This window comes from Acidobacteriota bacterium (genome assembly GCA_038040445.1).
Taxonomy (GTDB): domain Bacteria; phylum Acidobacteriota; class Blastocatellia; order UBA7656; family UBA7656; genus Onstottus_A; species Onstottus_A frigus.
This window is the reverse complement of record JBBPIG010000003.1, coordinates 349,727-370,851: the sequence shown is the minus strand read 5'-3', so window position 1 is coordinate 370,851 and position 21,125 is coordinate 349,727. Positions and strand designations below refer to the sequence as shown.

At 57.3% G+C, this 21,125-nt stretch carries 11 protein-coding genes; 2 read left to right on the top strand and 9 right to left on the bottom strand.

Annotation, left to right across the window (positions count from 1 at the left end):
* Positions 1–54: 54 nt before the first annotated feature.
* The 3 genes from AABO57_05395 to AABO57_05385 all read right to left on the bottom strand — a co-directional run bounded on the left by AABO57_05395 (position 55) and on the right by AABO57_05385 (position 6,501).
* The gene (locus AABO57_05395) at positions 55–2,559 is read right to left on the bottom strand and encodes an ABC transporter permease (protein MEK6285156.1); all 2,505 of its coding nucleotides are present in this window, start codon (positions 2,557–2,559) and stop codon (positions 55–57) included.
* A 228-nt stretch (positions 2,560–2,787) separates the two neighbouring features.
* Complete coding sequence (locus tag AABO57_05390; protein MEK6285155.1) at positions 2,788–5,223, bottom strand: ABC transporter permease; 2,436 nt, start codon at positions 5,221–5,223, stop codon at positions 2,788–2,790.
* A 117-nt stretch (positions 5,224–5,340) separates the two neighbouring features.
* Positions 5,341–6,501, bottom strand: a complete 1,161-nt coding sequence (locus AABO57_05385; protein MEK6285154.1) for a hypothetical protein — start codon at positions 6,499–6,501, stop codon at positions 5,341–5,343.
* Between the two features lie 693 nt (positions 6,502–7,194).
* Here AABO57_05385 and AABO57_05380 point away from each other — a divergent pair.
* On the top strand, positions 7,195–8,082 hold the full coding sequence (locus AABO57_05380) for a DNA methyltransferase (GenBank protein MEK6285153.1): 888 nt from the start codon (positions 7,195–7,197) through the stop codon (positions 8,080–8,082).
* Here the strand turns inward: AABO57_05380 and AABO57_05375 are convergent.
* The gene (locus AABO57_05375) at positions 8,064–8,672 is read right to left on the bottom strand and encodes a hypothetical protein (protein ID MEK6285152.1); all 609 of its coding nucleotides are present in this window, start codon (positions 8,670–8,672) and stop codon (positions 8,064–8,066) included. The two genes, AABO57_05380 and AABO57_05375, sit on opposite strands and share 19 nt — an antisense overlap.
* Before the next feature lie 383 nt (positions 8,673–9,055).
* Between AABO57_05375 and AABO57_05370 the strand changes: the two genes are divergently transcribed.
* Positions 9,056–10,609, top strand: a complete 1,554-nt coding sequence (locus AABO57_05370) for a radical SAM protein (GenBank protein MEK6285151.1) — start codon at positions 9,056–9,058, stop codon at positions 10,607–10,609.
* A gap of 18 nt (positions 10,610–10,627) precedes the next feature.
* On the opposite strand, the gene AABO57_05365 is transcribed toward AABO57_05370, so the two are convergent.
* From AABO57_05365 to AABO57_05345, 5 genes are all read right to left on the bottom strand, one after another.
* Positions 10,628–14,290, bottom strand: a complete 3,663-nt coding sequence (locus AABO57_05365; GenBank protein MEK6285150.1) for a protein kinase — start codon at positions 14,288–14,290, stop codon at positions 10,628–10,630.
* 938 nt (positions 14,291–15,228) lie between these two features.
* Positions 15,229–15,678 carry a hypothetical protein gene (locus AABO57_05360; protein MEK6285149.1) on the bottom strand — a complete coding sequence of 150 codons (450 nt, stop codon included), beginning with the start codon at positions 15,676–15,678 and terminating at the stop codon, positions 15,229–15,231.
* Between the two features lie 408 nt (positions 15,679–16,086).
* Entirely contained in the window at positions 16,087–17,796 is a 1,710-nt protein-coding gene (locus tag AABO57_05355; GenBank protein MEK6285148.1) for a D-aminoacylase, read from the bottom strand.
* 87 nt (positions 17,797–17,883) lie between these two features.
* Complete coding sequence (gene msrB / locus AABO57_05350; protein ID MEK6285147.1) at positions 17,884–18,441, bottom strand: peptide-methionine (R)-S-oxide reductase MsrB; 558 nt, start codon at positions 18,439–18,441, stop codon at positions 17,884–17,886.
* A 437-nt stretch (positions 18,442–18,878) separates the two neighbouring features.
* Entirely contained in the window at positions 18,879–21,068 is a 2,190-nt protein-coding gene (locus AABO57_05345) for a hypothetical protein (protein MEK6285146.1), read from the bottom strand.
* Positions 21,069–21,125 lie beyond the last annotated feature (57 nt).

The following is a 21,125-nucleotide window of genomic DNA, read 5'->3' as shown; positions in this document are numbered from 1 at the left end:
GAAACTAGAAACCCTGAACCCGGAACCCTGAACTCTGAACCCTGAATCCTGAACCTATTCGTACCTCAGCGCCACCATCGGGTCCACTTTCGTCGCCCGCCGAGCCGGGATATAACAGGCCAGCAGCGCCACGCTCGTCAGCAGCAGGGCGATCACCGCGAACGTCAACGGATCGGTCGCGCTGACTCCAAACAACAAACTCACCATCAACCTGGTTAACGCCAACGCAGCCGCCAATCCGATTGCCACGCCGATCAAGGTCAGCATCATCCCTTGCCCTATCACCAGCCTGAACACGTCGCCCGCTTGCGCGCCAAGCGCCAGACGGACGCCGATCTCATGAGTTCGCTGGCTGACGGAGTAGGCAATGACACCGTAGATTCCAATCGCGGCCAACACCAGGGCCACTCCGGCAAAAAGACCCAGCAGCAGCAAAGTAAACTTTGATTCCGAAAGCGATCTGCCGAGCAGCTCGTCGATGGTTCGTACGTTGCTGACCGGCTGATCCGGGTCGAGGGAGCTCACCTTACTCTTGATCGCCAACGCTACTGCCGCCGGCGCGGTCTCGGTGCGCACGGCGAGCATCATCGAGTTGGTCCACCCTTCGCGCCTGTATTGATGATACGGCGCGTACACCATCGCCGAGGGCGGTTGATTCAAACTGCGGCCTTTGACATCGGCTACCACTCCGACAATCACCCGGCGGGGAGACCGATTCGCGGGCGTTTGGGCCTCGGGCGGGAGCAGGTATTCCGGTGGTCCCATCCATATTGTTCTGCCGACGGGGTCCTCGTTCGGGAAGAAACGCCGCGCGAGCGTCTCGTTGATTATCGCCACCGGCTGCGAGTCCTCGTTGTCCTGCGGAGTGAACTCGCGGCCTTGCTGCAAGGCAACGCCAAAAGTCCGGAAGTAGTCGTGGCCGATTAACCCAAACCGCACCAGCGGAACCTGATCGATCGACGGCGGCGCCGCGCCGCCTTCAACGCTGAAGAACTTACCCCATCCGGTTCCGGCCCCGAGCGGCACAATCGTGCCTATCGTCGCGCTCTTCACACCGGGCAACGCTTCCACCCGCGCGAGCAATTGATCGAAGAAAGCCATCGCCGCCGGGTGTCGCGGATCGTCTGCGTTGAGCGGGATCGGATACTTCGCATCGGGCAGCGGCACGCCCATCGTCAATACGTTGCGCGCGTTGAAACCCGTGTCTACCTCGCGCAGTCTGATGAAGCTCCTTGCCATCAGCCCTGCGCCGATCAGCAGCACCAGGGCCAACGCGACTTCTGATACCACCAGCAACTTGCGCAGCGTGCCCTGCCTCTTGCCGCCGATTCCGCTGCGTCCGCCTTCGTTGAGCGCCTCGCGCACGTCCTCTCTTACCGATTGCAGCGCGGGCAAAAGCCCGAAGAGAAGAACCGTCAACAACGACACCACGAACGTGAAGGCAAGCACCCGGCCGTCGACGCCGATTGCGTTGTATCGCGGCAGCGACGCCGGCAGCAGCGATGAGATCAACTCGATGCCCCAATTCGCCAACAGCAGTCCAGCCGCCGCGCCAAGTAGTCCAATCGGCAAGCACTCGCTCACCATCTGGCGAATCAACCGCGCGCGGCTTGCGCCCAAGCTGGCGCGAATCGCCAGTTCCTTCTCTCTGGCGGCAGCGCGTGCCAGCAGTAGGTTCGCTACGTTGACGCAGGCCACCAGCAACACAAACGCGACCGCGCCTAACAAAACCAACAACGCCGCGCGTGACTCGCCGACAAGCTGCTCCTGGACAGGCACCACTGATGCGCCCAGACCCTTGTTTCCTGGCTCCTGCGCTTCCATCCCGAGCGCGATGGCGGTGACGTCGTCTTGGGCCTGCTCGCGTGTCACGCCCGCTTTAAGCCTGCCGACAAGATTGACGAAGTGATTGTTGCGTGTGTCCAAACTATCGCCGGGCGGAAAAGCAATCGGTCTCCACAATTCCACTTCGGGGAGGTTGTCGAAGAAGGGCATACCGGGCGGCATCACTCCGGCGACGATGAAGCTCTCGCCGCCAAGTCTGATATCGCGCCCGATGATGTCTAGATTGCCGCCGAAACGCCGCTGCCACAATCCGTGGCTGAGCAGCACGGTAAGATGCTGGCCGAATTGGTTCTCTTCGGCTGCGAATGTGCGGCCGAACTGAGGAGCTACTCCGAGCACGTCGAACAGGTTGTGGGTGATGTAAGCTCCCTGCACGCGCTCCGGCTCGTTGTTGGCGGTGGAAAGATTAAAGTCGCCGTAGTAAAACCCGCCCAGTCCCTCGAAGCTCTGATTCTGGTCGCGCCACTCGCGGTAATTGGGCATCGCGCTTCCGGATTGCGGAACACCCTGCGCGTGCATCGTCGACCATAGGAACACCAGCCGCTCGGCTGCCGGGTAAGGAAGCTGTCTGAGCAGGACCGCATCCACCACGCTGAAGATCGCCGTGTTCGCGCCAATGCCCAGGGCCAGGGTAAAAACCGCTATGATCGCAAAGCCAGGCTTCTTCCACAGCATTCGCAAGCCAAAGCGCAGATCCTGCCAAAGGGTTTCCATGACTTCTTCTCCTTGTTCCCTGGGTTCAGGGTTCAGAGTTCAGGGTTCAGGGTTCAGGGTTCGGGTTCAAGGTTCAGGGTTCAGGGTTCAGGGTTCAGGGTTCATTCGCTAGCTTCAATGTTTTTCTAAGCAGACCCTGAGAACCCGGAACTCTGAACCCTGAACTCTGAACCCTGAACTCTGAACCCTGAACCCTGAACTCTGAACCCTGAACCCTGAACCTTGACCCTATTCATATCGCAGCGCCACCATCGGATCAGTCTTGGCGGCGCGACGGGCCGGCACGAAACAGGCTACGAGAGCCACTCCCATCAAAAACAATGCGACGACCGCGAAGGTCAGCGGGTCGGTTGGGCTCACGCCGAATAAGAGCGTGGACAAGAACCTTGTTAGCAGCATCGAGCCCACCAAGCCGATCACGATACCGATGGCCGTCAATCGCAAACCTTGAGCTAGTATCATCCGCAGCACGTCGGGAGCCTTAGCCCCCAGCGCAACGCGAATGCCGATTTCATGCGTTCGCTGCGCCACCGTATAAGCCATCACGCCGTAGATTCCAGCCGCCGACAAAACCAGCGCGATGCCGCCGAAGATGCCCAGCAACGTGAGGTTGAAACGCGGCTGAGTTACCGACTCGCTGACGACGTTGTCCATCGTTCGGATCTCCGAAATCGGCTGCGCTCGATCCACGTCTTGCACAGCCTGCCGCACCGCGGCGGTCAAACCCGCCGGCTCGATTGTCGTGCGTATGACAATCGACATGCCGACGAAAGCATCCTGCAGCGAAGCGGTGTACACTTCCGCCAACGGGTCTTCCTTCAACTCAATGCTCCGAACGTTGGCCACAACGCCTACGATCTCGAACCAGATCGGTTGGCGTTTGCTATCGACGCCGCCGAAGTTGATGCGTTTGCCGACCGGATTCTCGCCCGCGAAATCGTGGTCGGCCGTAGCTTGGTTGATCATCGCGACAAGCTGAGCCGAGGCGTTGTCCCTCTCCTCAAAGCCGCGGCCTTGCACCACCGGGATGTTCAAGGCGCGGAAGTAATCGGGGTTGACATTGCGATAGTTTCCTCCGGGCCACTGATCGGCGGGCAGTAGCGGGCGGCCTTCGATTCGGAAACCCGCGGTCGGACCCTTCGCCAACGGCAGCGTGTTGATTGCGCCGACCGACTCGACCCCCGGGATCGCACTGATCCGTTCGGTCACTTGTTTGTAGTAGGCGATGTATTGCGGATCTTCGCGGAAGTTCGTACCCGAAGGACTCAAACGTATGGTCAACACCTGCGCCGGATTGAAGCCGGTGTTGACGGATTGCAGTTGAAGGAAACTGCGAAGCAGAAGTCCCGCGCCAACCAGCAGTACCAGCGACAGCGCGACTTCCGCGACGACGAACAGACTGCGGAGTCGGTTGCCGACGCCGCCGCCGATTGCGCCTCGCGAATTGTCTTTCAGCGTTTCGTTAACATCGGTTCTCGAGACTTGCCACGCGGGAGCGAAGCCAAACACGATGCCGGTAATCAGGGAAACAACGATAGTCGAGCCGAGCACGGTCAGATCTAAGTTGATGTCTTGAAGCCTCGGGAAATCTTTCGGCAGCAGGCGCGTCAGCAAGTCTATTCCCCACCAGGCCAGCAACAGTCCCGTCGCGCCGCCGGTAATCGCGAGCATCACGCTTTCGGTAAGCAGTTGTCGAATGATGCGCAGCCGCGATGCGCCAAGCGCGGTGCGGATCGCAATCTCCTTTTGCCTGGCGGTTGCGCGCACAAGCATCAGATTCGCGACGTTGGCGCAGGCTATCAACAAGACGAAGCCGACCGCGCCCAGAAGCAGCCACAACACCGTGCTTGTGTCGCCGACCAGATGCGTGTGCAGGGTGACGACGCGGTCGAAACGCCTGTTGTTGGTTTCGGGGTACTGCTCCCGCAACTGAGTGGTGATCGTTTCCATCTCGGCTTGCGCCTGCCCGAGCGGGACGCCCGGCTTCAGCAACGCCACCGCGCTCAGGAATCCGAAGCCGCGCACCCGCGTCACATCCATTGTGTCGTTGACTGCCGGCGCGAGTCTGAGCGGCGGCAGCCACGCGTCGGTCTTACCGGGATATTGAAAGCCAGCCGGCGCGATCCCTACGACGGCGTAGCCCTTGCCGTCCAGCGTGACGGATTTGCCGACGATCTCGGGGTCGCCGCCGAAGCGCCGCTGCCACAACCCGTGACCGAGGACGACAATCGGAGGATGCCCGGCCTGTTCGTCTTCCGGAAGGAATAATCGCCCGCGCTGCGGCTGCGCGCCGAACACCTGAAAGAAGTTTGCCGAGGTCATGACGAGGTTGATGCGCTCGGCCTGGTCCGTGCCGGCAAGGTTCGACGTGCGTTCGAGAATCGCAGCCAGATGTTCGAAGACGGTGTTCTGCGCGCGCCAGTCCAGGAAATTCGCGGGCGTCACTTGAATGCGCTTGCCCTCTCTTGTGATTTCCTGAATAGCTACGATGCGGCCGGCATCCCGGTACGGCAGCGGACGCAGAAGAACGGCATTGACCACGCTGAAGATGGCGGTGTTCGCGCCGATTCCCAATGCCAGGGCGACGATGGCTATGAGAGTGAAGCTGAAATTACCCCGCAGCGTTCTCACGCCATAACGAACATCTTGCCAAAGAATTTGCATACGTACTCCTGAACTCAGGTTCAGGGTTCGTGGTTCAGGGTTCAGGTTGAACCCGGAACCGCAAACCCGGAACCGTCGGCAATGGGCAATCGCAAATCGGCAATTCTTCTACTGCTGCTATTTGAAGACAGCAGAGAGAACGCGCCCGCGTTCGTACTCCGACCTGATACCGCGCGCCGAGTCAATCAAGGCAGTGCGCACAGCCTCGTCGCCCGAGCTTGCAGCGGCAACCTTGATGAACAACTGCGCTTTTTCGTAATCGGAAGAGATGGTGGAAGCAGATTTGAGCGCGAACAGCAGAGTCTCTCTGCCAAGATCTCCCTTCTTCAGGATCGCGGAAAGCACCCGCCCTTTTTCGTAGTCCGACTTGATGGTCGCAACTCCTTCGAGATAGACGGCGCGCGCTTGTTCATCAAGCGGGAAAGCGCCTGCTATCTTGATCAACAACTGCGCTCTCTCATAATCGGAAGAAATGTTGTGCGCGGAACGAATCGTAAATAAAAGGTTCTCGCCGCTCAGACTTCCTTGCTTCAACAGCGCGGCAAGCACCCGGCCCTTTTCATAATCCGAATGAATCGTGTTCACGCCTTCGAGATAGATAGTGCGCGCCTGCTCGTCGCCAAGGTAGCTGTCGGACATCTTGATGAGAAGCTGCGCTTTTTCGTAATCGGAATGGATCACCCGCGAAGCCTGGCGGAGGACCTCCCTTGCCGTCCCGGTGTCGAGGTTGCCTTGATTGAGCAGTTCGTCAAAGTAGATGCGTTTTACGTAATCGCCTTTGAGTTGCGCGATCTCCGCCAGCACTCCGCTCGGCCCGCTTTGCTTCAGGATTCTCTGCACTCGCGGTCTTGCATCGTAGCCGCCCTGCCGGACTGTGTCATTTAGCACTTTTGCGAGCCACCCGCGCGCATCATCGTTGAACGGGGTTGATTGGCCGTTGATTGAGTACGATCGTTTCAATCCGCTGGGGGTCATCGATGCTTCGAACTTTCGATACACTCCGCCGCGGTCGTCAGACACGCGGATTGACCCATCCGGCGAGATGCTTTTGATGTCGCTGTCATCGTCGGCAAACTCGACCTTGCCGCGAATCGTCACTTTAAGATCTATCTCGTTGTCCCGATGATGCCAGGTCCAGTTGTGGTCCTCTTGCCTGATCGAATTCTCTGTATGCGTTGAGGACTTCGTCCCGGCAGTCTGCGATGCTGAAATGCGCGGCTGCGAGCAGACAAGCGCGATAACGAACATAAGAGAAACTGACTTGATCAGTTTGGTCATAAAAGCGAATCTCCTTTTTCTGTTGCGCAAAATCGTTTCATTCGTACCTGAGCGCGACCATCGGATCGACCCTTGTCGACTGCAAAACTTCCTCCATTGCGGAAATCCTCTTCCTGGAAACAGCCGGGTCCAGTTCACGCGTCGCCGCCTCTTTTACACACTCGTGCGGGTAGACTTGGCAAAGTGAGAGCCAAATAGCGTGCCAGTGTTGCGGTTGCGCTTAAGTAACGGAATGACTTCACATCGAGTCTGTTGGATCAATTGAGGGCGGTGGCGGACTGTCCGCTTGCAGGATGAGCTTTCCCAGAATCGGAGAGTTGGACGGCAGACAAAGAGTCTATCTCTGGTCCCGTTCTCAAAGCGACGTTGACAGAGACGTCCAGACGTCTTAGACTGCCGCGCATGTCCACCAGTACAAAGCGCAATAGCAAAAGCCGACGTCGGCCAGGTGAGGTGCGCGACGCCATCATGACGATACTATCTAATAAGCCAAGGGGTGCGTCCATTCTTGAGATTGAAGACGGGGTTCGCGGACTCATAGGCCACTCTGCCTCATCAAGTATTAGATCTTATCTTAGGCTGAACTCTGACTCGCTCTTCCGGCGTGAGGACCGAGGTATTTACTCGATCCGTGAAACTGCAGCTCCGTATGACAAACCTCGCTTAGAGACACGGAATGGCTCCACGTGTAGAATGTTCGAATTCGGTCGCGCGACCCTCTTCGAGGCCGACTGCTTTGAGTGGTTGCGCAAACAGAGCGAGAATTCGATTCATGCTGTAGTGACAGATCCGCCTTATGGGTTGGTCGAATACGCGCCCGAACAACAGGAAAAGCTACGCAAGGGAAAAGGTGGCGTTTGGCGTATACCGCCCAGGTTCGATGGTGCAACGCGCTCCCCCTTGCCACGCTTCACGGTACTGTCGCCAAGTGACGTTGAGGAACTTGCAAGATTCTTCCTGGAATGGGGACGCGCTTTGCTTCCCGTACTGGTTCCCGGCGCCAATGTCGTGGTCGCGAGCAATCCACTCTTGTCGTATGCAATTTCCGGAGCTTTGGCGCGAGCCGGGCTCGAAAGACGCGGTGAAATTGTCCGTCTGGTTATGACCATGCGCGGCGGCGATAGGCCCAAGGCTGCCCACGAGGAGTTCATGGGTGTTAGTGTCATGCCACGTTCTATGTGGGAGCCCTGGGTTGTTTTTCGTAAGCCAATAGAAGGTCGGGTACAAGACAATCTGCGAAAATGGAAAACCGGTGGCTTCCGAAGGCCGTCGAGCGATCGTCCTTTTGGCGATGTGATCCCATCATCTCCCACACACAAATCGGAACGAGCCTTAGCGCCTCACCCGAGTTTGAAGCCGCAAGCGTTCCTCCGCTCGCTAATCCGAGGTGTCCTTCCGCTTGGCGAGGGACTCGTCCTTGATACCTTTGCGGGATCAGGATCAACATTGGCCGCCGCCGAGGCAGTTCAATATGAGAGCGTTGGGGTCGAGAAAGACCCGCGGTATTTCGACCTTGCCAAAAATGCAATTCCCAAGCTTGTGAAGTTTAAGAACGGCGGGAACTATCCGCTCAACTTGTAAATCCAACCGCGGCGCAACTTCTCAATGCCCTGACGATGAAGCGTCGCGGTTCGTGTGCCAAGCTCACTACGCGGATTCTTCCTGAAGTCGTCCGTTGTAACCAAGGCCAAATATACCTCGGTGAATGACATAGGTGCCCGTTCGCGTGCTGGCTCTGTCTCAATGTCTACGACATAGACGAAAACACACATCCACTGATCGCGGGCGCCGTGAGTGTCTACGGCGCCTCCGGTTTTTCTGGTTGTCTTGATCTCGACGCCTTCAACCCCGGCTTTTACGCAGTTGTCAGGGTAGACTCCGCGGACAATTAAGTCAGGATGTCCATTAAAATAGCAGTTAGCGGTGAGCGTTCGGGAATGTTTGGCCATACTGGCCGTCAACATATCCGATAGAAGACCGGACATTATCGCCGGACGCAGCATATCATCCAGTCGCTCAAGTCCTCGTTCTACGAGACGAACGTTCACGTCGTAAAAAAAATCGTAGATGTCCTGTATTGACAGAGCGAAATCATCTAGACGGAGTTGGAAAGGCAGCACTGCCTCGCGGTTTATTTTGTCTGGGTCAACTTGATTTCGTCGAACCGTCATCGTTGTACCTGGAGTGTGAGATGGCGGATCGTAGCAGACATATCAGAGTCTTGGGAAGACTGTTGCCGTGCACGTTGCTTCCAATGATTTCTGCTGTCTTCTAAATGCGCCGGGTTGCTCCCGTGCTTGCGATCCGCTAGCCCTTTGCTCTGGCTGACGGAAGGAGCCACTTGCCGTCGATCAGTTTGGCGCTTGAATCCTGTGATGTTCATGCTATCATCCACTCCGCTCGTCGCATCAATTTGAAGCTGCACGCTAAGCTCAGTCAAAGAACTTGCTGTTTTCACCTCGATACCGTTCTGGTTCTTGTACGAAGACACCACGGTCATTCGTAGTTTCGCTTATCGCGCTATTAGGGCCCGCGCCACAACGGAGGAGATTAGATGAGGATCCTGCTCTACAACCCGGACAACGGGGTCACCCGCAATTTCATGCCGCATCTTTGGATGTTTTTGCTTCAAGCGATCACTCCGCCGGAGCACGAGGTGCTATTGATTGATGGCAACACACAGGCGATGAATGAAGCCGATATGGCTCGGTTCGTGCGCAAGCGCCGCATCGATCTGGTCGGCATCGGTTCCATGACCAGAATGGTCGCCAAAGCTTATCGCATGGCCGATGCCATCCGCAGCGCAGGCGTGCCGGTGGTGATGGGCGGGCCGCACGTAACCGAAATGCCGGACGAGGCGCTTGGTCGAGACGGTGGCATTCGTCACGCCGATGCAATTGCGCTTGGCGAAGCCGACGAGCTCTGGCCTCAGATTGTCGAGGACGCTGCGCGCGGTCAACTCAAAGAGGTTTACGCGCCGGTCGATGCCGCGGGTAAAGAGCGCAAACCCAGCCTCCAGGACTATCCGGTGATTCCGTGGGAGTCGCTCGACCTCGATCAGTTCAATCTCGTACCCGGTTTCCTGCGACCGGTGCTCAAACGGGTGAGCGCGGGGTTCGGAACATTTCGCTTGATTCCAATCGAGTCGGGCCGTGGCTGTCCCTACGGTTGCGAGTTCTGCACGGTGACCGGGTTCTTTGGCGACTCCATCCGATTTCGCTCCGATGAGAGTGTCGTCGAAGAAATGTTGAGTCTGAAGAGGCGCGCCAGGCGAGACGGGGGGCAGGTTTTTGTTTTCTTTGTCGATGATAACTTTGCAATCAACATCAAGCGAACGAAGTCGCTTTTGCGCGCGATCATCGACGCCGGCGCTCAATTGCCGTTTATCGCGCAGATCAGCATGAACCTGCTACGCGACGAAGAACTTGCCGATCTGCTCGCGGCGGCGGGCTCCAGATGTTTGTACATCGGTTTGGAATCGATCGATCCGGCGAACCTCGCCGATGTCAAAAAGGGCTTCAACAAACCTGCCGAGTACGGGGCTGTGCTCGATCGGCTCGCGCAACGAAATATCATTGCGATGTTCGGATTCATCTTCGGCATGGACTACGACACGCCGGGTGTGGCCGAGCGAACGCTCGAGCAGATGCGTAGCTGGCCGCCCGGGCTTCCGATCTTCAGCAATCTCGTTCCCTTCCCTTCAACTCCGCTGTATGCGCGCCTGCAGGCCTCGGGCCGGCTCACGCGCCCAAAGCACTGGCTGGACTTCGCGCCCTTCACGATGGCGCACACTCCGCTAAGGATCAGCGAAGAACAGGTGCACGAGGAGTTGAATCGCGCATGGTCGGCCTCGTATAGCGCTGAAGCCAACGCCAGAGCTATCGAGAAGATTCAGCACAAATCGGTCGGACACCGGCTGATCCATCTGATCTCGCGTCTTTTCTTTCGCGGGATATATTTCCCGCAGATGACCAAGCGTGAGTGGATGAGAGTGATTGCTGATAATCGGCGAATGATTTTCAAGCTGACGAGGGAGGCATTCGCCGCGCGGCGCGCGCGTGTTCAGTCTGAGCCGGCGCCAGCGGAATACCAGGCGGATGCTCGTTAGCTGGGAGCGCAGCCAGGGCTACTGCGACTTGAGAGCGTTCACCTCTTTGATTAGACCGTGCATTCCGATTTCATTCGCGGTTGCGAGCGCCTGATCGAGGATCTGATGTGCTTTTTCCCGGTCGCCGGGATCGCCGCGTTTCATGAGCATAGAGCCGTATTCCTGCTGAGTGAGAGCGAGAAACGGTATCGCCCCGATCCTTGTATTCATTAGTAAGGCGCCTTCGAAGTGCGTGACCGCCTCCTCCCATCGGGACAGTGTAGTCGCCAGGATACCCAGGAAGCGTAAGATCGAGCCGGTACCGATGGCCGAGCCGCCGATCACTAACTGGCGCGGGGCGTAGGGAAGGAGTAGATCATACAATATGGCCGCGCGGCGAACATCGTTGAGGTAAGAGCAGATATAGGCGAGATTGGCCATGGTCACGACCCAACTCGCGTCGCGCGGCAGGGTGGCGAAGTCGTGCGCAGCCACCTGGTCAAACTCTCTCTGTGCATCTTCCCGCCGTCCTAGTCTGAAGTAAAGATTGGCCAACGTGGCCCGCATGCTGGGTATTTCCGGGAAATTCTCGATATAACGCTTGATGGCTTCCTCGCGATCTTCCACCTGTCCCTGCACCATGCGCAGCACGTTGATCAATGTCTCAAACAACAGCGGCGCGGTCGGGTCTTGCGCGCGTTGCCCGATGGCCATAGCCTGCCGCGCCAGTTGCCCGCACTCCTCAAAGCGCCCCTCCGTTAGTGCGCGCGTTGCCTTGAAGTAAGGCGTAAGCCATAAGTAGCGAGGCTGCCGGAGCTCTTCCGCCAACTTAGTGTAGGCTTCAATCTCAGCGTCCATCGCTGGCATTTCCGCCAACTCCATCAAGTCGAGAATGCGCCGGTAGCGAATCTGCAGCTCCATCTCCTTATTGCCGCCCCGTTCTGCAATGCCCAGAATCTCGGTGGCGACGGCGAGCCGTTCTTCAACACTCGGTGTGCCCTCGAGTATCACGTGTCTCCCGTAGAGCGAAGCGACTATCGCCGCCGGGTCGTCTACGCGGCGCGCCATCTCAACCGCCTGCTGATTGATCTCATCGCGAAGTTCGGGTGAGTAGTAGAGTGCTAATGAGAGTTGGGCAAGGAGCCGGGCGCGCAATGCCGTATCCTCTTCGCTCAAAGCGCTCAGAGCTTCCTTGAGAATACTCACCTGAACCTCGTCGACTGTCCCGGACGCGGCCATACCGATTCCGATATCTAAGGCAGCGCGCGCGAGCTGCTCTGGCGCCCCTCGTTTCCTCGCGATGTCGGCCGCCTGCAAGAACGCCTCTCGTGCCTTAGCATTATTGCCAGCCTTCTTCTGAGCGTCGCCCAGGGCGAGAGACATCTCACCGCGTTGCTCCTGGTCTACCTCGTCCTGAAGCTCGATGACAGCGCGGGCACGCTCGTACTGACCCGCCGCCTCTTCGTAGGCCAGCAGGCTAATGGCTCGTTTGGCGGCTCGGATCGCGTAATCAATCGCCTTGTCGCTGTTGCCGGCGGGCGAAGCCTGGAAGAAATGATACGCTAGCTCCGGCAGGTGTGAGTCCAGGCTGTTAGCGTAGAGCTTCTCGAGCACCTCCCCAATCCGCCGGTGAAACCGCACTCGGCGAGCGGTGCTGATCTCGTCGTACAGGGTTTCGCGGATCAGAGCATGGACAAAGCCGTATTGGCCGATAGCTTGAGGCAACTCATGTATAACCCGGGCGGCCGTCGCTTCATCCAGTAGTTCCAACAACTGGTCGCCCGAGATATCGCTGAGTGGCTCCAGGGCATCGAGGCTGAACTCGCGGCCAATCACTGAAGCAGTCGTGAGAACGCGGTTGCACTCATCCGAGAGTTGATCTAAACGGCGGCCGATCACTTCGCGTACGCCTTCCGGGATTCGGAGACTCGAAGTGCTTGTCGCCTGCGGGCGCTCCAACTGACCCTCTACGACCAGAAGCCTGACAATCTCACTTAGGAAAAACGGATTGCCCTCCGTCTGTTGATAAACGGTCCTCACGAGGGCTTCCGGGGGCTTGATCCCGGTGGTCATCTCGATGAACCGCGCGACATCCTGCTCCGTGAGTCCGCGCAAGACTATGCGCGCGCTTAGTCCTTGTCGCGATAACTCGCCGAGCGTTTGTGACAGGGGATGTTGCCGCCCCAATTCCATGTCTCGGTAGGTGCCGATGACGAGCATGCACGAATCCTTCAACTCGCGAGCCAGAAACTGAAGCAGCAGCAGCGACGGTTTGTCCGCCCAATGGAGGTCGTCGAGAATAATAACCAGAGGCTGAAGCTTGCTGGCATTCTTAAGAAACGTCGTCACGCTATCGAAGAGCCGGAACCGGGCCTGCTCGGGCTCCAAAGTTGGAGGAGCCGGCAAGTCGGGCAGACGCTCCCTGATCTCTGAAACTACCTGGGCGATGTCCGCGGCCCCCGGACCCATTATCGACAACAGTTTTTCGGGCTCCAACTCATGCGCATAAGAACGAACGATTTGCAGCCAGGGCCAAAAGGCAGGAGCGCCTTCGCCTTCGTAGCAACTGCCCGTAAGAACCTGCGCGTTACAGAGGCGGGCGTAGGTCGCCAGTTGTTCGGTCATCCGAGTCTTTCCACTGCCCGGCTCACCCACCAGCATAAACAGATGGCCGTTCCCGGATAGGGTCTCGTTGAGCGCGACACGAAGCTGCTTGGTTTCCTGCTCGCGCCCGATGAAGACTCCTCCAGCCAGGCGCGATAGAGATTTGGCGTCCTGCTGAACTGCCCGCTCACCCACCGTTGCCGCCGAAGAGCCGATGGTGGCCAGGGCTCTCGCTACCTCAGCGGCGCTTTCCGGCCGCTCCTCCGGTGACTTGGCAAGCAACCGCAAGATCAAAGTCTCGAGCGCCTGCGGAACTTCCGGGTTATGCCACGAAGGCGCAACCGGCGGTGAGTTTATATGCTGCGAAATGATCGCGACGAATTGATCGCCAAGGAACGGCGGCCGGCCGGTGACAATCTCATAGAGCATTACTCCCAACGAGTAGAGATCGCTTCTGGGTTCTGCCTGGTGTCCCAGCATTATCTCAGGTGGCATATAGACTACGGTGCCGACCAGAGCGCCCTCTAAAGTGATGCGCGAAAAATCCGCACTGGCCGCTAACCCGAAATCCCCTAGCTTTGCTGTGCCGTCTTGCGAGAGCCACACATTTCCGGGCTTCAGGTCGCGATGAATGATGCCGTGGCCGTGGCAGTGCACCAGCGCCTGACAAATCTGCGAGGTGATCCGTATGGCGTCATCAATAGATAGTCGGTGCTTATCGGCCTTCTTCAGAAGATCGGAGACCGAGCCGCCCTCGACATACTGGCTAACCATGAACGGCCTGCCTTCCACATCTTCGATGTCGTAGACAGTAACGATATTCGGGTGACTGCCCAGCCGCGCCATGGCTTGTGCTTCGCGAACAAGGCGGGGGACGCTTTCATCGCCGAGTTGATCGGTCTTCAGAACAGCGATGACCACTTCTCGATCCAGGCGGGTATCTTTGGCCAGATAGACGAGCTTCTGCCCGCCGTGCCCGAGTGAGCGCTGGATGAAATAGCGGCCAGAGGAGAACGATTCGGGCAAAGTCCAGGGCTGAGTGCTGGTGCTGCGCGAGATGGCTAATGTTTGCGTGTCTAAAGAATCATCCTCACTCATAAGTCACCGTTCGGGTTGAAAGCGATTCCGATGATATACCAAACGCGGAATGAGTGTAGCAAGAAAGAGAATCACTTCCCGAGTCATTCGGCGCCAGAAGACTATTTGCGTTTCTGACTCGACTCCCAAAACCGGCGGCGAGCGCGTCCCTGATCCACCAGTAGTCGGAGGCCGCCGCGATCCAAATAAGGTGTGGCAGCCGAAGTCTATTTGGACTGCCCCGCCTATTCCTCTACCAACGAGTGTCGCAGGCAGTGGCGGCGCTTTGGGTGGATGGCGCGAAACACTTTCGGGACCCGTTGACTATTCGCGTTTCTGACTCAACTCCAAAACTGGCGGCGAGCGCGTCCCTGGTCCACCAGTAGTCGGAGGCCGCCGCGATCCAAATAAGGTGTGGCAGCCGAAGTCCATTTGGACTGCCCCGCCTATTCCTCTACCAACGAGTGTCGCAGGCAGCGGCGGCGCTTTTCGTGAATGGAGCGAAACCCTTTCGCGCATACCCACTCGCGAAGCAGTGGGTCCTGATGCTGGCGCCTAACAGAACGGCTCGGACGTGCCGGGATGCCACGTGCGGCAGCAGTGGGAGGTTCACGCTGTTGTGCCAAGAGTGGATTCCTAAGTCGGCACGGACTTATTCGAATACTTCGGTTCTTTAAGGCTCTACGAAGCTGGCTTGTTAGAATTAACGGACGCTGTGCTATCATCGCGTCATCATTGTTACCGGTTGGAGCCCCTATGAGTCGCGATCACATCTTCATTTCTCCCAGTACAAGCGCCGCGAACATCTGCGGCGAGGGATTGATAGACAACGGCTGCCAAGGCGCGCCGTTAATGACGGCAGCATCACCCACGTCACCGCCCAACCAACGCGCCCTTGCCCTTAGATCCAGCCACGGGTGCAAATCCCCACAGTCACTAATTCCGAGGTGGCGGTCAGTTCACGGCATCGGATTCAGCGTGAGTTCTCGCATGAGCCGGCTTGAAACTAGGTCCCGCAACTGGTTGCGTTTATCTCCAGCCTCCTGGCGCTTTTCTCGTGTCCCATAATGTTTCAGCGTGATCGGGTCTGTCATCCTCCCTAACTCGTCCAGCGCTGCCCAATTCTTGTACGCCGTCGCCACTGCGATGTCCCAATCACCAGGACTGTCGGTTGTGGAATTCGTATACACCTTGTAGTCCACAATCAGGCCCTGCTTTTTGTACTCGTCGTTGACCACCTTGAAGTTCTGTCTCAAGTCCGCCATCACTTCGGGCATCTTGCCGGGCTTGACCTTGTACAGACTAACACGCCAAACCGGGCCGGGTGTCGTCGCGGCGGCCGGGGCTTGTGCTTGTGCGCTGAGTGAAACAAAGAACAGGAATAGTGTGACCAGAAGCATTCTTCTCATAATGGGATCTCCTTTCAACGAATGTTTTGGTATCGCGGGGCCGCTCAGAGCCATGTGGTCAGCTTCCCCTTTGCTGATCACGAGATTTGCTGGTGCTCAGAAAGCTTTAAGAGTGCGCCCGAGAGATACGAGATATGAAAGTTGGGAGTTACTGAACTACTGCCGCATCAAGCCGCCCGCAAATGCATCCCTGTCGGTAAAGCGGGCCAATACTACTACAGATTCTCGCCTTGTCAAATCAGTATCGGTGCTCCAATGCTGCCGGAATGGAATGCATGGTGTCGGGCCAGGGAACGCTTCGGTCGATTCATCAGCGTCGCCCTCTTTGCGGGTCATCTTAAGCGCGCCGCTTAGATCTTCTTGATCTTCGCCGCTCTGATTACCGCCGCGTCTTCGCGTCAAATGCCTTCACTTGATCTTGCCCGGACCCCACAGCGCGCGGCCGGGTTTTGCGCCAGTGTGGTCGCCGTCCTTAAGCACGTGAACTCCGTTGACGAAGACGTGTTTCACGCCGACTGAATATTGATGCGGGTTCTCGAACGTTGCGCGGTCTCCGATTGTCGCCGCATCGAATACGACGACATCGGCGAACATTCCCACTTTGAGTGAGCCTCGATGATCGAGTCCGAGATTGGTTGCCGGCAAACTGCACAAGCGCCTGATCGCTTCTTGAAGCGTGATCACTTTTTCTTCGCGCACGTACTTGCCCAGCAGCCGCGCGAAGTTGCCATAGGAGCGAGGATGCGTGGACGACCTGAGAAACCCGCCTTCGGGCGCCATCGATGCCGCGTCCGAGCCTAACGACACCCACGGCTGGCGAAGCTGCTTCTTTATGTTTTCTTCGCTCATCATGAAGTACACAGTCCCTACGCGGGAACGGTCCTCGTACACCAGGTCCATGATCGTCTCGATCGGATCCTTGCCGCGCATCCTGGCCACTTCGGCGAGCGTCTTTCCAGTGAGCGCTTTTAACGCCTCAGACCTGAAACCCACGAGCAGTATTCGATCGGGCGAACCCGCAAGCATATACAGATTCTCCCAATCGTTGCTCGGAGTGCGAATCGCCTCGGCAATCTTTTTGCGAGTATCGGGGTCTTGCAGACGTTTGTTGGCAGCTTCACGGCCGCCGTCAAAAACCCAGGGCGGCATACACGCATCAAGCCCGGTCGAGCCGGCCGTGTACATGTACATGTCAGCCGTTATCTTCATACCCTTGCGGCGAGCGTCGTTGATCATCGCGATCACTCTGTCCATCTTGTTCCAGTTTGTTTCGCCCGAAGCCTTCAGGTGATAGATCTCTGCCGGCAGCCCCGCCTCCCGGCTTATGCGAAGCGTTTCTTCGACCGCTTCGATCAACTGGTTTCCCTCGCTGCGAATGTGAGCGATGTACTTGCCTTTGTACTTCGCGGCGATCTTGCACAGCTCGATCAACTCTTCGGTCTTTGCGTAGAAGGCCGGCGGATAGATCAATGCCGTGGTGACGCCGAGCGCGCCGGCTTCCATCTCTTTGCGTACGAGCTCGCGCATGCGATCGAGCTGTTCAGGAGTGGGCGGCTTGTCTTCAAGCCCGATGACGTTCTCGCGGACGGTAGTCGCGCTGACGAACGACGCGACGTTTTGCGAGATGCCGCGCTTCTCGAGATAGGCCAGATACTCGGCGAGCGTCGTCCACGCCGTTTCGAATCTAAGGTCGCCCTGGGTCGAGGCCCGGCGGCGTTTCATCTCGTCGCTGAGCGGACCCATCGATGCCTCGCCAAAAATCTGCGAGGTCACACCTTGTCTGATTTCACCTTGCGAACGCGGGTCGACGATAAGCGAAGTCTCGGAGTGCGAGAGCATGTTGATGAAGCCCGGAGCTACCGCGAGACCAGTTGCATCGACGGTCGTGGTGGCCGTAGCGGATTTGAGATTGCCAACAGCCGCGATGCGGTCGTCTTTGATTCCGACGTCGGCGCGTTTGGGCGCTCCACCGGTCCCGTCGTAGACTGTGCCACCCCTGATGATCACGTCGAAGGTCGCAGGCTTTGCGGCCTTGGCGGCGTCTTGGCGGCTTTGCGCGAACGAAGCAGTAGTTAAGAGGACTAGAGCGAGTAAGAGAGTGAGCGCTTTGCGTGGCATTGAGTTTCTCCGCGGATGAGTTTTTGCGGGAGATTCAATATCAGGTTTCGCGCAAAGACGCAAAGAAACGCAAAGACGCCAAGATGACTACTCGGACTTAACAAACTTCAGGGCGGCGGAATTCATGCAGTAGCGTAGACCCGTGGGCTTGGGGCCGTCGTCAAACACGTGGCCAAGGTGGGCGTCGCATCTTTTGCAGAGCACCTCGTTGCGCTGCATGCCGTAGCTGCGGTCGCTCTCGGTGAGAACATTCTCTTCGGAAATAGGCTGCCAGAAGCTGGGCCAGCCGGTGCCCGATTCGAACTTGGTATCGGAGCTGAACAGGTCGTTGCCGCAACAGACGCACTGGTAGATTCCCTTGTCGTGATTGTTCCAATACTCGCCGGTGAAGGCGCGCTCGGTTCCCTTCCTCCGAGTGACTTCGTATTGTTCGCTAGTGAGCTGTTTCTTCCACTCGGCGTCCGTCTTGACAACCTTTTCGCTCATAAAAGATCCTTTCCGTTCTACTGAGAAGAGTTTGATCGGTTTCTTTGTGTTGGCAGCGTTGCTTACTCGGGACTGTGACAGGCCCGTATCAACCGCGGCCGTCCAGCAGTAGGCACCAATAAAGACAAGCAGCAGTGTGATTGTCAGGATTAGCTTCATGAACGGAACCTCCTGATTGACCGCGATCAAGTACGCAAGAGTTATATATTAAGCTGCGCGGCTATGGCAAAGCAGCGGGGTTCGGTTTTGTCTGCGAGGAAGCGTTGCGCCGGGTGCGGAGTTCGGCCCGGGAGGGTCGCATCGGTCTGTAGGCGCGGCGCCGCGAGGGCAAAGCTGGAATGTGGCGTCGTCAGTGCCTCCGAACCGAGAGACTATCTGAAACTCATTTAACGATCAGCGTCGGTGGTTGAAATGGGATAACTGACAGATCGCCAGGAGCCTTAACAAAAAATGTGAAGTAGCTTGGCGCCCCGGGCGACCTGACGATTCAATTCTTTGATTGCATAAATTCGGTTGAGCCGTTCTGTGCGCTTCCGCTATTCTAATTCCCAACCGTACTGCAGAATATTTTCCCCATTACCAAAGTGCGTAAGCCCTCACGGGTGCGTGTACGTATACTTGATGCGCACGGCCCCAATAGCGAACTTATCGCTGTTGACTAAAAAGTAAACGCTGTATGTGTACGTAGAGTTATCAATCACGGGCGAGTCAATGGTCGCATCGGTGTAAAATTTTTTGGTCGGGTTGGAGGACGATGTGGTATTCGAGGTAATAGAGGCTAATTTCTCGGGTTGAGTGTATTCATAATCTTGAGGGACACGAAATAAATTGATCTCTACATTTTGAGTATCATCATCCTCGTCAATCAGTACTCTGAATTCGGTCATAATGGCCCCGTCTGGAAGATTGACGGGGGCACTCCAGTGCTGATTGAAGCCAGGAAATGGTTTTGGGTGTATAAAACCGCCTTGCTGGCTGAAGGCGTACCCTTCCACCTCCGGGTTGAATGCCGTGGGCGATACCGAGTAATACGCGGTCCGAGGCGCGAACCTGATGTCCCCAACTACGTCGAGCTTGGCCGCAGGGTCGTTCGTACCGATGCCGACGTTACCGGCCGGGGTGATAGCCATCCTGGTATTATTGTCAGTGCGGAACTGCACCCCGTGGTTCGTCGTCGAGCCGTAGATCGAGGTGCCGATTACGCCGCCGACCGTGGTGCTGTCGGCTCCGAACAGCGCCTGGACATTGTTGGTTGTGTCCCTGACGGTGGCGTAGGCCCCGCTCGCGCCGAAGACGGCGAGGTCGGCCGTCGTGACGTTCGTGTTCGTCCCTGTCCCGATGGTCAGGCTGTGCGCGGGCGTTGTCGTCCCGATGCCGACGTCGCCTTTCGGCGTGATAACCATCCTGGAAGCATTGTTGGTACGGAAGTCGACACCGTGATTGGTCACCGAACCGTAGAGCGAAGCGCCATTAGTGCCGCCAACAGAGGTATTGTCTGCTCCGAAGAGCGCCTCAACGTCGTGATTTCTATCGCGGGCGATCACGTAGGAGGAGTTGGCGCCATAGATGCCGAGAATCGCGCTTGTTATAACAGGCGTCTCAATGCTCCCGACTGTGAGCAGGTGGTTGGGTGCGCTCGTCCCGATCCCGACGTTGCCCGTTGCTGTCACTCTCATTCGCTCTGCTATCGTACCTCCTGTCACCGCAGTGCGGATGATCACTGCTGCCGCGTTGGTCGCTCCTGAATCTATAAACGCCTGACCGGGAAACCCCGAGTTGTTCCCCCAAAACTGTATAGCCGCCGCTCCTGGTGAGTTAGTCAGTACAGGAGCGCCATAGAATCTCAGCCCTCCATTGTTGTTTTGCATCGCTATGTCACGAAAAAAACTCGGGGTGAAGATGATGTTACCGTTCACTGTAAGGTCTTCATCCACACTGAACTGTGGCGAAAAAGTTCCATCGCTCTTACCTGCTTTGCCTGATGCCTGATGTTCCCCGGTAGATTTGGGAAGTTTCCCGCCCAGTGGGTTTCCTACTCGTGTTTGATCACTACTTCTGCCAATGCCCGCTGTGGTTTGGATCGTGCCATCCGGAAAGACAATCCCCTCGCTTGTGCGAATCAGCCCGTCAACATCAAGCTTCGCCTGCGGATGGGTGAACCCTATCCCCAGATTCCCTTCCGCCGTCAGCCGCATTTGCTCGGTGTCTTTCCCACTGTAAAAATCTCCAACGCGGAAAGAGAGCGCTCCTCGTCCTCTGGTTATCTGTCCTTCCTCTCCGTTATGGCCAATGACGGTTGCCGTCTGCGTCTTACCTTCTGTCAACACCGTCAATGAGGCATTCTCTTTCAGCGGGCCAACAGCCTGCGTCTGCTGAGCAGTGAGATGTGTGCTATCTATTGGATGGATACTAGACGCCGCGTCGGCGATCGTAATTTTTCCCAACTTCTGGCTCATCCGGCCTGATAGACTCTTAGTGGTGATGACGCAGAGATACGAGCCATCCGAAAGCCGTTCTGCTCGCCCATCCTGCAGATGCCAGTCAATCACGTTGCCGCCTCTGATCTCGTTGTCAAACAGCTTCTCGCCGTTTGAGGCATAGACTTCGATTCGCATTTGCACCACCGTGCTGGGCGCGGTGAAGCGCACACGATCCCCAGCGGCGGCGGCTGTAACGGTAATCGTGGATCGGCTGCTGCTGGCTGGGTTTTGCTCTTGGGCGCATACTATGCTTACGAACAACAGAATTGCTGCGGTAGTAGTGACCAATCTTTTGGCAGTGCTCATAACGTACTCCTTTGCGATGGCTTTGTACTCTGAACTAAATCGTCGCTCAACCAACAA